The organism is Herbaspirillum sp. GW822-FHT03A08, assembly GCF_058801885.1.
Genome location: NZ_JBXANR010000006.1, coordinates 438,631 through 451,104, shown reverse-complemented (window position 1 = coordinate 451,104; position 12,474 = coordinate 438,631). Strand labels below are relative to the sequence as shown.

General features: G+C 62.2%; 12 protein-coding genes. 2 read left to right on the top strand and 10 right to left on the bottom strand.

Translation table 11 applies throughout. The annotated features are described in order from the left end of the window. The first annotated feature begins 107 nt into the window (after window positions 1–107). Complete coding sequence (locus tag AC1RN6_RS20670; RefSeq protein WP_493007313.1) at window positions 108–647, top strand: ankyrin repeat domain-containing protein; 540 nt, start codon at window positions 108–110, stop codon at window positions 645–647. An 18-nt stretch (window positions 648–665) separates the two neighbouring features. On the opposite strand, the gene AC1RN6_RS20665 is transcribed toward AC1RN6_RS20670, so the two are convergent. The 4 genes from AC1RN6_RS20665 to AC1RN6_RS20650 form a co-directional block, all read right to left on the bottom strand. Continuing rightward, on the bottom strand, window positions 666–1,895 hold the full coding sequence (locus AC1RN6_RS20665) for a DUF2863 family protein (protein ID WP_493007312.1): 1,230 nt from the start codon (window positions 1,893–1,895) through the stop codon (window positions 666–668). Between the two features lie 78 nt (window positions 1,896–1,973). Next, window positions 1,974–3,305: an MFS transporter gene (locus AC1RN6_RS20660; RefSeq protein ID WP_493007311.1), complete on the bottom strand. Its 1,332-nt coding sequence runs from the start codon at window positions 3,303–3,305 to the stop codon at window positions 1,974–1,976. Window positions 3,306–3,416: 111 nt separating this feature from the next. Next, window positions 3,417–4,760: a glucarate dehydratase gene (gene gudD / locus AC1RN6_RS20655; protein ID WP_493007310.1), complete on the bottom strand. Its 1,344-nt coding sequence runs from the start codon at window positions 4,758–4,760 to the stop codon at window positions 3,417–3,419. Window positions 4,761–4,981: 221 nt separating this feature from the next. Then, on the bottom strand, window positions 4,982–6,034 hold the full coding sequence (locus AC1RN6_RS20650) for a LacI family DNA-binding transcriptional regulator (RefSeq protein ID WP_493007309.1): 1,053 nt from the start codon (window positions 6,032–6,034) through the stop codon (window positions 4,982–4,984). A 172-nt stretch (window positions 6,035–6,206) separates the two neighbouring features. Here AC1RN6_RS20650 and AC1RN6_RS20645 point away from each other — a divergent pair, with 172 nt between their 5' ends. Then, complete coding sequence (locus AC1RN6_RS20645) at window positions 6,207–6,854, top strand: SRPBCC family protein (RefSeq protein WP_493007308.1); 648 nt, start codon at window positions 6,207–6,209, stop codon at window positions 6,852–6,854. A 36-nt stretch (window positions 6,855–6,890) separates the two neighbouring features. Here the strand turns inward: AC1RN6_RS20645 and AC1RN6_RS20640 are convergent, their stop codons facing one another. The 6 genes from AC1RN6_RS20640 to AC1RN6_RS20615 form a co-directional block, all read right to left on the bottom strand. After that, window positions 6,891–7,250, bottom strand: a complete 360-nt coding sequence (locus AC1RN6_RS20640) for a hypothetical protein (RefSeq protein WP_493007307.1) — start codon at window positions 7,248–7,250, stop codon at window positions 6,891–6,893. A gap of 346 nt (window positions 7,251–7,596) precedes the next feature. Further along, the gene (locus AC1RN6_RS20635) at window positions 7,597–8,595 is read right to left on the bottom strand and encodes an extracellular solute-binding protein (protein ID WP_493007375.1); all 999 of its coding nucleotides are present in this window, start codon (window positions 8,593–8,595) and stop codon (window positions 7,597–7,599) included. 71 nt (window positions 8,596–8,666) lie between these two features. Then, window positions 8,667–9,887 (bottom strand): NAD(P)/FAD-dependent oxidoreductase, encoded by a 1,221-nt coding sequence (locus AC1RN6_RS20630; protein WP_493007306.1) that lies wholly within the window; start codon window positions 9,885–9,887, stop codon window positions 8,667–8,669. Continuing rightward, window positions 9,884–11,365, bottom strand: coding sequence for an FAD/NAD(P)-dependent oxidoreductase (locus tag AC1RN6_RS20625; protein ID WP_493007305.1), 1,482 nt, complete (start codon window positions 11,363–11,365; stop codon window positions 9,884–9,886). Before AC1RN6_RS20625 ends, AC1RN6_RS20630 begins: the two co-directional genes overlap by 4 nt. Continuing rightward, window positions 11,362–11,679: a (2Fe-2S)-binding protein gene (locus AC1RN6_RS20620; protein WP_493007304.1), complete on the bottom strand. Its 318-nt coding sequence runs from the start codon at window positions 11,677–11,679 to the stop codon at window positions 11,362–11,364. Before AC1RN6_RS20620 ends, AC1RN6_RS20625 begins: the two co-directional genes overlap by 4 nt. Further along, window positions 11,676–12,470, bottom strand: coding sequence for an ABC transporter permease (locus tag AC1RN6_RS20615; RefSeq protein ID WP_493007303.1), 795 nt, complete (start codon window positions 12,468–12,470; stop codon window positions 11,676–11,678). Before AC1RN6_RS20615 ends, AC1RN6_RS20620 begins: the two co-directional genes overlap by 4 nt. Between the last annotated feature and the right edge of the window lie 4 nt (window positions 12,471–12,474).

The window sequence follows — 12,474 nt, the reverse complement described above, 5'->3', positions numbered from 1 at the left end:
AAATCCGGGACGGCGCTGAAGCGTAAAGTGATGTTTGATATGATCGACGCCAGCCGTCGATCATTTCTTTTGATCGCCCGGTATTCATTCAGATAAAGGAAGCCGCCATGCCACCCGATCATTCGCCGCAAGACCAGCAAACCGGTCAGCTTGACGACGCCACGCTGGAATTCGCCGCAAAAATGTTCGACCTGGCGCGCAACGGCGATGCGGAGAACCTGGATGCCTTCCTGAGCAAGGGCTTGCCGCCCAATCTGCGCGATCACAAGGGCGACAGCCTGCTGATGCTGGCGGCGTATCACGGCCACGATGCGGCTGTGAATGTCTTGCTGCAGCACAAGGCCGATCCCGGCCTGCGCAACAACAACGGCCAGACGCCGATTGCCGGCGCGGCCTTCAAGGGTCATGTGGCGGTGGTGCAATGCTTGCTGGATAACGGCGCCGACGTCGAAGGCGCCTCGCCGGACGGCAAGACGGCGCTGATGATTGCGGCCATGTTCAACCGCAAGGAAATCGTGGAATTGCTGCTGGCCAACGGCGCCGACCTCAACGCCCGCAGCGACAACGGCGCCACCGCGCTGGAGGCGGCGCGCGCGATGGGTGCGCCGGATACGGTGGCGTTGCTGGCGGCGCGTCAGCCGGTCTAGCCGGCCTGCTTACCCAAATTAATTGCCGTCGGCGTAGGGCTGGACGTTGACGGCGTTGCCGTCGGCGTCAAACTCTTCCGCCAGCGCAACCGACTGCACACCCAGCGTCAGCACGGCGTCGCAGGTATCGTCCAGTTCCACTTGCAGGTCGCGTGCGGCGTCCAGAGGCTTGTCCGCCGTGGCGACGATGGCGTCGCCGTCGCCATACAAATTCACGCGCAACACCACGTCGCCGTCCGCGTGCACCGGCCCCATGATGGCGCGCGTCTGCGCTCCCGCCACGCCGCTTTCCTGCAGGCCGTGGTCCAGCTCGGACATCATCTGCAACATGAAATATTCGGCGATGCCGCGCTCCTTGCCGCCGTGGAACAGATCCTGATACAGGAAATGCACGTCAAATTCGCGACCATCCGTGACCAGGCAACGCTGCACCAGCGGCACGACTTTTTCGCTCCAGGCCTGGAAGCGCTGGGCGCGCACGGCGAAGTAGGCATCCATCGCGGCTTCGTCCTGCGGAATGACGTAGAACGGATCGTCCGCCGTCTTCAGGGTGAAGCCGAGCAGGAAGCGCAATTCCACCGCCGTATCTTCCGCGCCGAAACGGTTGGCCGGCCAGCTGCTCATGCTGCGGTTGATGGCAGGCGTTTCGCTGATCTTTTTGTCGGTCATGGCGGCGAAGGCGTCGCGCACCATGGCTTCGAGATGGCTGTAGGTGATCGCGTCGATCTCGTCCAGATGATAGGCGTAGCTGACCAGCACGACTTTGGCGTCGGCGCTTTCCAGTTGAGCTTCCTTGATGCTGGCGGTCAGTTCGGTGAAGGCGTCGGCGTCGCGGAAGTTCTGCTCGGCGTCGAGACCGCCGGCGGTGCGCACGAACATCGGAATGACGAAAGCATTGACTTCATAGCTGCGCTCGTTACGGGTGAAGAAGACGATCTCGGCGGCCTCCTCCACCATTTCGCGCAGGTAAGGATAAGCCTCGGCTTCCTGATCGCGCGCGCGTTCCAGGGCTTCGTAGAGGACGTCGTCCTGTTGCTGGCGCAGGCTCTTGCCGATCATGCGGCGCAAGTCGCGCTGCTTGCCCGGCAACTCGGGCGAAGCTTCGTCCTCGGTCGCGAGTTCGACGGCCAGGCTGGCGATCTTGTCGACCAGCGCTTCGTCGAGTTCGTATTCGCCCGGATCGGCACTTGGCGATACGACTTTGGAAGGAGTGGAGGCTTTGACGGCCGGGCGCTTGCTTTTGGACATGATGGGATGTGCTGAAAACAGAAGAGGCGGACATTGTAACAAGTCCGCCTCCTTTCACCGTCGTTGCATGTGCAGCAACTAGGCCGGCATCGCCTTCTTGCCCGAAGTACGCGCCAGGAACACCAGACCCGCCGCGATCACCGACGCCACGGCCAGCGCATACAAGCCGCCCTGGATCGAGCCGGTCTTTTGTTCCAGATAACCGAAGGTAGCCGGCGCAAAGAAGCCGCCGAGGTTACCCAGCGAATTGATCAGCGCGATCACAGCCGCGGCGATGCGCGCATCCAGATAGGCTTGCGGAATCGGCCAGAACAGCGAGGACGCCGCCTTGAAGCCGATGCCGGCGAAGCAGATCGCCACAAACGCGAACACCGGACCGCCCGTGGTCGAAGCGAACATACCGGCCGCCGCGATGATCAGCGTCGCCGCCACCCAGGCCTGCTGATGCTTGAAGCGTGTCGCCAGGCTGGCGAAAATGTACATCGCAACGATGGAGATGATCCACGGAATCGAATTGAACAAGCCGACCTGAAAGTCGTTGAAATGCCCCATCTTCTTGATGATGCTCGGCAGCCAGAAGGTCGCGCCGTAGATCGTCAGCTGGATCGCGAAGTAGATGAAGCAGAACAGCAGGATCTGCGGGTCCTTCAACAGGCTCCACGACGACACATGCACCGGCTTGCTGGCCTGGCGTTCGCGCTGTTCGTGCTGAATGATGGTGGCGAGGCTGTCGCGCTCGGCGTCGCTGAGCCACTTGGCGTCTTTCGGCGTGGAGTCGAGGCGATACCAGACCACGAAGCACAGGGCCACCGAGGCCAGGCCTTCGATGATGAACATCCATTGCCAGCCGTGCAGTCCGCCGCCTTCGATCTGCAACAGTGCGCCGGAAATCGGTCCCGACAGAATGGAAGCAATCGCCGAGCCGCTCAGAAAAATCGCCATGGCCTTGCCGCGTTCGCTATTGGGCAGCCACTGCGTGAAGTAGTAAACCACGCCCGGGAAGAAGCCGGCTTCGGCCACGCCCAGCAAAAAGCGCAGCACGTAGAACGAAGTCTCGTTATGCACGAAGGCCATCGCGGTGGCGACCACGCCCCAGGTCAGCATGATGCGCGTGAGCCAGGCCTTGGCGCCGAACTTTTGCAGCAGCATGTTGGACGGCACTTCGAAGATGGCGTAGCCGATGAAGAACAGACCCGCACCCAGTCCGAACGCCGCCGAGCCGATGCCGAGATCGGTCGCCAGATGCGATCGCACGAAGCCGATGTTGACGCGGTCGATGTAGTTGGCGATGAACATGATCACGAACAGCGGCAGGATGCGCCACTTGACCTTGTCGATGGCGTTGGCCAGCGGTCCGCTTGCCGTACCGTCGGGATGTGCGGCATAGGCCGCGATGCTTTGTTCACTCACGTTATATCTCCTTGATGTTGTCGGCGCTGCAGGCTGCTGATGCAGCCTGCGCAATCTTTATTCTTATCGTTGGATGCGGCAGTGCTGCGACTGCGCGCTGTGCCGGTTGTGTCAGCGCACCAGGCAGGGTTTCTTGTTGTCGAATTTCCAGCCGGGAATCAGGTATTGCATGGCAATGGCGTCGTCGCGCGCGCCGAGTCCCTTGGACTTGTACAGCGCGTTGGCGGCCATGACCTGCTCCATGTCGATCTCGACGCCGAGGCCCGGTGTCTTCGGCACGTCGACCATGCCGCCGACGATCTTGAGCGGATCGCGCGTCAGACGCTGGCCGTCCTGCCAGATCCAATGCGTATCGATGGCAGTGATGTTGCCCGGTGCGGCGGCGGCAACCTGGGTGAACATCGCCAACGAAATGTCGAAGTGGTTGTTGGAATGCGAACCCCAGGTCAGGCCCCACTCGTTGCACATCTGCGCCACCCGCACCGAGCCTTGCATGGTCCAGAAATGCGGATCGGCCAGCGGGATATCGACCGATTGCAGCTGGATCGCATGGCCCATCTCGCGCCAGTCGGTGGCGATCATGTTGGTGGCGGTCTGCAAGCCGGTAGCGCGGCGGAATTCGGCCATCACTTCGCGGCCGGAGTAGCCGTTTTCGGCGCCGCAGGGATCTTCGGCATACGCCAGCACGCCATGCTGATCGCGGCACAGGCGAATCGCATCTTTCAGCAGCCAGCCGCCGTTGGGGTCGAGCGTGATGCGCGCCTGCGGGAAACGCGCATGCAAGGCGGTGACGGCTTCGATCTCGTCTTCGCCGCGCAGCACACCGCCCTTGAGCTTGAAGTCGTTGAAGCCATAACGCTGATACGCCGCTTCCGCCAGTCGCACGATGGCGTCGGCGGTCATGGCTTTTTCATGGCGCAGGCGCTGCCAGTCGTCGCCGGCGTCGGGCTCGCTGTGGTAGTCCAGATCGGTGGCGTTGCGGTCGCCGACGTAGAACAGATAGCCGAGCATTTCCACCTTGTCGCGCTGCTGGCCTTCGCCGAGCAAGGCGGCGACCGGTACACCGAGGAATTTGCCGAGCAGATCGAGCAGCGCCGACTCCACCGCCGTGACTGCATGGATGGCGATGCGCAGGTCGAAGGTCTGCAGGCCGCGGCCGCCGGAATCGCGGTCGTTGAAGACCTGGCGCATGCGGTTGAGGATGGCGTGATAGGTGCCGATGGATTGCCCCACCACCAGCTCGCGCGCGTCTTCCAGCGTCTGGCGGATGCGCTCGCCTCCCGGCACTTCGCCGACGCCGGTGTTGCCGGCGCTATCGGTCAGGATGACGATGTTGCGCGTGAAGTAAGGCCCGTGTGCGCCGCTCAGGTTGAGCAGCATGCCGTCGCGGCCGGCGACCGGGATGACTTGCATTTCGGTAACGATGGGAGCGCCGGTGGCGTTGTGAAGTGACATGGTGTGTTTTCCTGGTGATCGATATGTTCAGGAACCGGCGCACAGTGATCGCACCCATTGGTACCGCTACCAATTCCGATTGATGCTGATGGTAGCGGTACCGTTTTACGGTGTCAATCGGTTTACGGAGAAGTTGATTTTAAGGAAATATTGCCTGATGGAACTGCAATCAGTTCAAAGAAAGGGCGCGGCAGCTATTCTTGGCGCGCCTTCGAGGTCGGCTAAACGCTCTCGCGTTCGATGATGGTGAAGCCGATGTCATGCACGCGAGCGGCCACTTGCAGGCCGTCTGCGCGATCGATGATGAATTGCGCCGCCACCTTGCCGATACCGGTGCCGTCGATGCGCACGGTGGTCAGTTGCGGATGCAGGTCGCGCGAAAAACTCAGGTCGCCGAAACCCATCACGGCCAGTTGCTCCGGAATGGAAATGCCGCGCACCTGCGCCTCGATCATGACGCCCATGGCGAGGATGTCCGAGCTGCAAAACACGCCGTCGATGGCGGCGTCCTTGCCCAGCAGATCAGACAGACCGGTGCGGCCGCTGCCCAGAGTAGTAGGCGCCGGTACCATGCACAGCGGAATTTCCGTCACGCCGGCTGCGGCCATGCCCAGCCGCACCGCTTCGTCCGAGAACGATTTTGCGCGGCGTCGGCTGCGTTCGTCCACGCCGGCGATCACAGCCACGCGACGGCGACCGGCGGCGTGCAAGTGACGCGCGACGGCGACGCCGATGTTTTCATGCGAGAAGCCGACCAGCATGTCGATCGGCGTCGGCGTCAGGTCCCAGGTTTCCACCACCGGAATGCCGCTGGCGAGCAAACGCTTGCGCGACTCCGGCGAGCGCATGATGCCGGTCAGCACCACGCCGTCGGGACGGCGCCCGATGATGGCTTCGAGCAAGGCGTCTTCACGCGAGTTTTCATAACCGCTCTGTCCCAGCATGAGCTGATAACCGGCGGCGGCCAGCGATTCGGTCAGCGACTGCACGGTTTCCAGAAAGATCGGCCCAACGATGGTCGGCACCACGGCAGCAACCAGGCGGCTCTTCTTCGAGGCCAGTCCACCGGCAAGGAGATTGGGAACGTAACCGGTGCGCTCAACCGCTTCGCGTACTTTTTTCAGGACGGTTTCGGAAACCGCATCCGGCGTATTCAGCGCGCGCGAAGCCGTGATCGGCGCCACACCCGCCAGCTTGGCGACATCGCGCAAGGTCAGTCCGGCGCCTTTGCGACCTTTACGCACTTTTTCAAGGACAGGCTGGGGGGCAGTCATTGAGGCGTCAGGTGCGGATGCTGAAATAGCCGGGTCGGCGTGAAGGGAAGGCTTCGTCATGGCGCGATTTTAGCATTGCCAAAATGGTACCGATACCACTCGGCAGGTTCGCGGGACATTGCGCCGTCACCGGATTCGCGTAAGCTGCCGCTTGCCGATGAATGAACTAACGATGAACCAACCGGAAACCCCTTTGCGACTTTCCCTGCTCTGCTCACTGCTGGTGCTGCTCTGGATGACCGGCGGCAACGCCGGCGCGCAAGCCGTCGATCTGCCTCAGTCTCAGCCCGACATCGACGTCAGCATGAACCGCGTCAAGGGCTATCCGCTCTTTGAAGTGACGGCGAAGATGACCGTAAATGCCGACGTGGCGCGCAGCTGGAAGGTGCTGACCGATTACAACCGGCTAGCCGAATTCGTCCCCAATCTGTCGCGCTCGCAAGTCACCTCCAGCGAAGGCAATGAGCGCATCGTCACGCAGAACGGATTCGCCAAGTTCCTGTTCATCCGGCAACCCATCGATCTGGTGCTGCGCGTCACCGAACAACCGATGCAGGCGATCGACATCCGGCTGGTCAGCGGCAACATGCGCGAATACCAGGCGCGCTGGGAGGTGCAGCCGCAGCAGCCGCAACAACTACAACAAGCGGGAGATGATGTCCGCACCCGCATCTCCTACGCGGGCATCATCGCACCGGATTTTTATGTGCCGACGCTTTTTGGTGCAGCATTGATGAAAAGCGATCTGCGCAACATGCTCAACGCCGTAAAAGCCGAGGTGGAAAAAGGCAAGGACGCGGAAAAAGAAAAGCGGCCCTGAGGCCGCTGTCGCTATCGTGATGACAAAGCAATCGGCTCAGACTATGCCGAGTATCGAATAGCCTCCTTCGCACACCGCGTCGTAGCAGCGAGTGCATTGCTCGCAGAACAAGTGCGTACGTTTGACATGATGGCGGCGCAACACCAGTTGCAGCGCCACGCCCTCGCAATGCAGGCAGACCTCGCGCATGGCGCCGACAGGCGTCGGGTCAGGGGCAAGGAACATGCCGTTCTCAAGCAGCACGCCATCCACCACGTCACGCGGATCAAGTTCCATCAGGGTAACGGCGAGACGCTCGCGGCGACGTTCAGGACGGGGGGAAATATCAACGCCGAGCGATCCGGCATAGGCTCTTGCAGAGCGTTCTTCCAATACAGCAGATGCGGCAGGACTCATTACTGTGCTCCTTGGGTAGACAGTTAAGTACGCTGTTTTTGCTGGCTGTGATGACTAGCTGTTTTTCGGGTGGAATACCCAATCTAGTAAAGATGAAGGGCAAGCGCAAGGAAGGTTACCGAATAGTTTTGTGAAGCCCGGAATTCTTGTCAAAGCGCCAAACAAATACCGCAAATGATGGATGCACCGCATCCTCATCTGCCGTATGTTTGTGCCGGGAAAGGAATCTGCAATGCTATTGTCGAACGGACATGAACGGACAAATTACGCATCGCCCCGGCTACTTTCGTCGCCAGGGCAGTCTTACAATTTAACGCAACAATGTGTGCCCACATGGGCACTCAAATTAACGCTCGATGGTCCGGTTCCAGCGCGTATTCCACACCGCGCGATTCTTGTTGACCTCGTCCCAATCCACGTTGCGCGAGTTCTTCACGTAGTCGTTCAGGCGCTTCTGCTCCGCCGCTGCGGCGCCGGTCACCTGCACCTTGGTGTTGGTCGGATTGAAGCTGCCGTTTTCCAGCGCCTTGCCTTGCGCTTCCGGGCTCAGAAGATACGCTGCCAGTTCCTGCGCCAGTTGCGGTTCGCTGTTGTTGGCGATCACGCATTGCGCCACCATCAACACCACGCCGCCTTCTTTCGGATGCACGTATTCGACCGGGATGCCCTTGCTCTTCAGGATCGTGACTTGCGTCGGCGTGTACGGGAACAAGGCGGCTTCGCCGGTCTGCGCCATTTCAGAAATCTTGGCCGAGCTGGCGATGTATTCGACAACGTTGGGGCCGACAGTCTTCGGCCAGGCGGTGAAGCCCGGTTCGACGTTGCTGTCGGTGCCGCCCTTCAGCTTGTTGAAGGCGAGGAAAGCGTGCAGGCCGAAGGTCGATGACGACAGCGACTGGAACACCACCTTGCCCTTCAGCTTGGGATCGGCCATGTCCAGCCACGACGTCGGCGGCGCCCAGCCCTTGTCGGCGTAGACCTTGGTGTTGTAGGCCAGGCCGGTCATGCTGATGGTGACGCCGGTGGCCATGTCGCCTTTGATGTGCGCGACCGGAAGGATGCCGGCGAGATTGGGATTGGGTTTCTGCTTCTCGCACAGCCCCATGCCGATGGCGCGGTACATGACGCCGTCATCGAGGAACATCAGGTGCATCTGTGGCTTGTCCTTGGCGGCCTGCGCCTTGGCCAGAATGTCGGAAGAACCGCCCGGCACCACCACCACCTTGACGTTATTCTTTTGCTCGAAGGGACCGAACACGAATTGCGTGTAGGTCTTTTCCATGTTGCCGCCGTTCATGCCGATATAGAGCGTCTTGGGATCGGCAGCATGCGCCGCGTTGCTCATCGCCAGCAGCGAGAGTGCAGTGACGACTGCTGTAGTACAGGTATGGCGGACGAAAGAAGGTGAAAGCGAAATCATTGAATTTTCCTTTCTGGTTCGGAAGCGAGGTTGAAATCTGCAACGGGAAGAGTGGATTGAAAACGCCGGATGGAAAATGCGTCGATAGGAATGTCGCTGCGGCCGTGGATGACAAGGTCGGCAAGGACTTCACCGGCCGCCGGTCCGATCTGAAAACCGGCGCCGCAGAAGCCGAAGCCGTGGAACAGGCCGTCCTGCGTGCTGCTCGGTCCAAGGATAGGCTGGCGGTCGGGCAGGTAGCCTTCGACGCCGCTCCAGGTGCGGATGATGTGCACATGGCGCAGGGCGGGCAACAAGTCCACCGCCTGCGGCAGCAGCGCGAGGATGGCGTCATGCGATGAGCGCGCGCGGTTTTCATCCTGTGCGTAACCGCGACCGCCGCCGAGCACGACGTTGCCGCGGCTGACCTGGCGGCAGTATATCGAACCGCCTTCCACGCCCAGACTCCACGGCAAAAAATGCGGAATCGGCTCAGTCACCGCCATGTTGGGATGGCCGCTGAACATCGGCGCGGCCTCCCCGAAGGCTTCGGCCAGCTTGCCGGCCCAGGCGCCGGCGCAATTGATCAGCATCGCCGCACGCACCTGCAGCGACTGGCGGCCTTCGCCGGTATTCAGTTCGGCGCGCACCGAAAACGCCGTGCCGTCGTAACCGGCTTCGCGCACTTCGCACCGTTCGATGATGTGCGCGCCGGCACGTTGCGCCGCCTGCGCAAACGCAGGCGACACCAGGCGCGGATTGGCCTGGCCGTCTTCGGGACAAAGCGACCCGCCAACCACCGCGCCGCCCAGCCATGGACATTGCCGGCGCAGACGCTCGCCGCTGATGAGTTCGATACCAAGTCCGAACGGTTTGCTGAGCTCGGCATAGGCTTCCAGTGCCTGCATGTCGGCAGCGCTGCGCGCTAGTTTGAAGTGGCCGCTGCGCACGTATTCGCCGTCGATGCCGATGAGATCACTCAGGCCTTCCCAGATGCGATGCGCGCGCTGCGCCAGCGGCAGCTGCGACACCGACCTGCCCTGGCGACGCACGCCGCCGTAATTGATGCCGCTGGAGCGCGAGCCGCACAGGTCGCGCTCCAGCAAGACGACTTTGCGTCCGGCCTTGGCGAGTGCGAGCGCGGCCGAAGTGCCGACGATGCCGCCGCCGACGATGAGTACGTCGGCAGACAAGCGTTTGGGGCCGGCGTTGATGTCGGTGGTTACGTGAGATTTCATTCGTCCTCTCCCGCTGCGAGAGCAACATGAAAGACCGAAGCCGTCTGTTGCGCGGAAGGCGATACCGAGACCGGCGCCGGCGCAGATTTCAATGCGTGCATGCCGATCGGCACCGGCTTGATCGGCGCCTGTCCGCGCAAGCGTCCGGCTTGCGCCAGCGGGATGCTGCATGCGTGCGCCAGAATCTCGCCCGCCGCGCTGCTGCACATGCGGCCCTGGCAGCGGCCCATGCCGATGCGCGTGAGTGCCTTGAGGCGATTCATTTCCTGCGCGTTGTTGTCGCGCGCGGCCTGACGCAATTCGCCGGCGCTGATTTGTTCGCAACGGCAGACAATCAGTTTGTCGTCGGCCAGTTCCGCCCACTTGTGCGGGAAGGGAAATGCGCGCTCCAGTCCTTTGCGGAATGCGGCGATGCGCGCCAGACGGTGCTCCAGCTTGTCGGCGCGCACGGTATCGATCTGCACGCCGCGATCCTGCAGCAGCGCCAGGGCGGCGCGCTCGCCGGCCAGTTCCGCCGCGTCCGCACCCATGATGCCGGCGCCGTCGCCGGCGAGATAGACGCCCGGCACGCTGCTGCGTCCGGCCGTGTCGCGCTCCGGCAGGTGGGCGCGTTGCACGGAATCGAAACCGAAGCGGCAACCGAGCAGATCGGCCAGTTGTGTTTCAGAGCGCAGCGCGTAACCAAACCCGAGCGCGTCGCATTCGATCATTTGTTCGCCGTCTGCGCCGGATTCTTCCGTCATGCTCTCGCGCCGCCACACAACCGCGCGCACATGTTCGTCGCCTTCGACGCGCAGCAAGCGCGCGTGCGTCTTCAGCGGAATGCGGTGCGCCATGAGCCAGGCCAGGTAATACATGCCCTTCATCAGCAGCACCGGCTGGCCGAGCATGTCGGGCAGCGCGGCGATGCGGTCGGACAGGCTGCTGCTGTCCAGCACGGCCATAACCTGGACGCCGGCTTTGGCGTATTGATACGCCACCAGATACAGCAGCGGCCCGGTGCCGGCCAGCACCACGCGGCGGCCGATGGCGCAACCCTGAAATTTGAGCGCGACCTGCGCACCGCCCAGCGTGTAGACGCCTGGCATGGTCCAGCCTGGCACCGGCAACACGCGATCGGTTGCGCCGGTGGCGACGATGATGTCTTGCCAGGCGATGCTGTCGGCGGCCAGCGTGGCGGTGTTCATGATGTCGATCACCTCCGGCTGCGCATTCCACACCAGCGTGTGCGGACGATAGTCGATCTGCTGCAGCAGCGCGGAAAAATCCTGATGGATGCTGTCAGCGCGGCCGGCCTCGAAGCCATAGAGTTTTTTCTTGCTGCGATAAAAGCCCGGCGGCGGCTGGCGGTAGATCTGGCCGCCGGCGCGCGGCGCTTCGTCGAGTACGATGGGACGCAGGCCGTGAGCCACCAGCGTCTGCGCGGCGCGCACGCCGGCCGGACCGGCGCCGACGATGACGGGACTGAGTTTGCTCATGGCTGCTCTCCACGTACTTCTGCTGCGGTCAGCAACTGCATGCCTTCGCGGATAAAGGTTGAACAAGCGCGCAGCTTTTCACCGCTGACGGTTTGCACCCAGCAGTCCTGGCAAGCGCCCATCATGCAGAAACCGGCGCGTGGCTGGCCGCTGAATTCATTGCGGCGCACATGACCGGCGGTGAGCAGAATCGCGGTGAGCACGGTATCGCCTTCCAGTGCGGTAGCCGGCTTGCCGTCGAGGACGAAAGAGACGGGCGCGCGCGCCTGCTCGGCGACGCGGAAGAATTGCGGACGAAGTGCGGCGCTGTTCATGAGCGCCCCACCAATACGCGATCGAGTCCGTAGACGCGATCCAGGATGATCATGGCCCCGGCCGTGATCGCCACCATCAGCGCCGACACGGCTGCCATCATCGGATCGATGGATTCGGTGGCGTACATGTACATGCGCACCGGCAGCGTGACGGTCGACGGCGAGGTGACAAAGATCGACATCGTCACTTCATCGAAGCTGTTGATGAAAGCCAGCAACCAGCCGCCGGTGATGCCGGGCAAGATCATCGGCAAAGTGATGCGCAAAAACACCGTGGTCTTGCTCGCGCCCAGCGACAACGCCGCGTGTTCCGCGCTGCGGTCGAAGCCGATCAGCGCCGACATCACCAGCCGCATGGTGTAAGGCGTGACCACCAAGGCGTGCGCAAGGATCAGCCAGCCGAAACTGCCGGCGCCGCCGATCAGCGTAAACAGACGCAGCAGCGCCACGCCCAGCACCAGATGCGGAATGATCAGCGGCGACAGGAACAGGCCCTGCAGCAAACCGCTCCAGCGATTCGGATAGCGGATCAGCGCCATGCCGGCCGGCACCGCGATGACGGTGGCAATGGTCGCAGAGGACAATCCCAACCACAGGCTGTTCCAGAACGAGCTGACGAAATCGGGATACTCGAACACCGCCTTGAACCAGCGCAGCGAGAGTTCAGGGCCGTGGATGGTGAGGGTGTTTTCCGGGGTGAAGGCGATCACGCACACCACCAGAATCGGCGCCAGCATGAAGCTGATCACCAGCGCATTGAACAGTAATGCAATCGGTCCGTTTCTGGTCATGTGC